The following is a 2549-nucleotide window of genomic DNA, read 5'->3' on the forward strand; positions in this document are numbered from 1 at the left end:
GCCCTTTGGCAGTGTACACCTTCGTTCCTGCAGAAAAACCACCATTATTTAACAGTGTATTCTTATCAATTAAATCGAAGGTGCTTTTTGCTGTGGTTCTGGCAAGAGTGAGGTAATCTTTGGCACTTAAATAATCATACATCCGCGATGGAGTTTCCCAGTTTGTACGGTAATTAAAGGTGATATTGGGTTTCCCTGAGCCAAATTTTCCGCTTTTGGTTTTGATCACAATTACACCATTTGCACCACGGGCACCATAAATTGCTGTTGAAGCCGCATCCTTCATTACCTGCAATGATTCGATATCATCCGGATTTAGATCTTTCATCGTCCTGAAAACACCGTCTACGATAACCAGCGGACTTGATGCATCAGAAGATAATACAGGATCTCCACCACTATTACCGGTGCCTGTTCCATAAACATTAAGTTTTGAACCCCCACGGATAATGATATTGGTACCAGCCGAACCTGGTTGCCCGTTTGATAACGGTACCGAAACTCCGGCAATTTTACCCTGTATGGCTGCTATTGGTCCTGCATTGGCGGTATTAACCAATTGTTTTGTATCCAGTTTAGATACGGCGGCTGTATTTTTCTCTCTTGATTGCTTAACATATCCCACTACTACCACATCGGTTAAAGACTGTGCATTTGGATTTAATTGTACATTTTTTGTACCGCCTATTCCAGCCTTTACTTCTTGTTCGTTATAACCTACTGAACTAAAAACAAGGATTGAATTTTGAGGTACCCGTAAAGTGTACTTTCCATTTGCATCTGTAACAGTCGCGGTCTGCGCGCCCTTTACTTTTACACTTACTCCTGGCAGCGTTTCATTTTTTGTCGCATCAGAAACAGTACCCGATACCTGCACATCGGTTGTTTGTGCAGCTCCTGTTAAACCACAGAGGTTAATTGCGGCCAACAGGAAAATAAATAAAATTTTTCTCATAATTATTACTTGTATTTATGTACTACATATTTGGTTAGTATAGAAATTCGCTGATTAATCACCACGTGACTAATCGGCCTTAATTATTTTGTTAAATCTGAATAGTTTACAGTTTTAAATACAATGCCCTCATATGGCTTTGCATATCCTGCTTCGAAAAAGCAGCCGATTATTTGTTTGTCTATTACTGCAATATCTGAGTAGGCAGATGGACCAGGGTGTAAAACCATCTTATATTTCCAGGTTTTGCCGTCGTTTTCGCTTAAACGTAAAGTTAAATTTGCCCGTAATTTTGTATTTGCCGGATTGCTGAAAAGCAGTGTTGGTTTATTTTTGCGATAAAAATGACTCAGCAAACTTCCCTGGCAGATGGGCTCTATTAAGGTTGTATCTACCTGTACATTTGCCCAGTTCATACCGCCATCTTCGCTTACAGCGGTATGCCTTGTTTTAATTGTCCGGTCACTATTCCGCATGTTCAACATCAATCGGCCTTTCGAAATTTCGGCCAAGGTAGTTTCGTTCATTTTATCCTGAGGGGTATTATTGCCTAAATTCCAGCTCTTGCCATGATCATCTGAATAAATGGTGTGTGCAAAATTCTGATTAGTACCCGTTTCTACATGGTTTATCGGCACTACCAAACGGCCGGCATATTTTCCTTTAAGTACCTGTAAGCCATGGCATGGCCCGGTTGCGTACCAGGTCCAACCTGTTTTTTTCACTTGAGCAGTAATCTCTGTTGCAGCCGACCAGGTTTTTCCATCATCACCAGATGATAACATATATACATGCCTTCCATCTTTCGATGAGCCATCCATAATCTGTTTTTCATGGTCGGTACCCAAATTCCATGTAGAAATTAAAATGATATTGCCAGTAGCTTGATCCTGGACGGGAACAGGGTTGCCACAAGTATTGGTCGAATCGCTCCACACCAATTGTAAGCCGGTCCAGGTTTTACCCTTGTCAAATGAACGTTTAACCACCAGGTCAATATCTCCAGAATCACCACAATTGTTTTTTCTTGCTTCGGCAAAAGCAAGCAAGCTCCCGTTTTGAGTATGGATTAGGGCTGGAATACGAAAACAGGCATAACCGTTTTCTCCAGCTTTAAAAATGAAATTCAGACTGTCTACCCTATTCGCTTTAATATTGGATGCCGCATAAGTGGTATTTATGCAGCACAAAATCAGTGCAGAAAAGCAGCATAACCCGCCAATCCTTTTCAGATTTTTGATGGTGTAAAACATAACTTAAAAAAATTAATTTGGTTAGTGCAAGCCTAATCAGACTTGCATAAAACAAATGTAATTAATAAATTAATATGTAGTACATAAAAACTTAATTTATTTTCTTTAGTGCCTCAAGTCGATCGAAATGAGGCTTTRGATGTTCGTACATTCCATTTCTGAAATCATTTTTATTTCCAGATTTAAGAATTTCCACCAGATCCTGATGGCTAACACTGCCAGAAAGAAACTCATTTTCTACCTGAAGCACAAAACCAAAAACCGGCAAAAGCATATGCTGGAAACGTTTTAAGGTATCGTTACCGGCCATTTCGTATAATTTACCGTGAAAGGCAATTTCG

Annotated in this window: 2 protein-coding genes and 1 pseudogene; all 3 read right to left on the minus strand. The window is 39.9% G+C overall.

The window, feature by feature from the left end; all coding sequences use genetic code 11:
* Nucleotides 1–955, minus strand: a 955-nt coding sequence (locus AC1DND_RS25495; protein WP_477585340.1) for a carboxypeptidase-like regulatory domain-containing protein, incomplete at its 3' end; no start/stop codon positions are given.
* A gap of 83 nt (nt 956–1038) precedes the next feature.
* Nucleotides 1039–2208: a sialidase family protein gene (locus AC1DND_RS25500; RefSeq protein ID WP_477585342.1), complete on the minus strand. Its 1170-nt coding sequence runs from the start codon at nt 2206–2208 to the stop codon at nt 1039–1041.
* Between the two features lie 91 nt (nt 2209–2299).
* Nucleotides 2300–2549, minus strand: a pseudogene (locus tag AC1DND_RS25505) (FadR family transcriptional regulator); the annotation flags it as partial.

Source organism: Pedobacter sp. 01N416, from assembly GCF_056399685.1.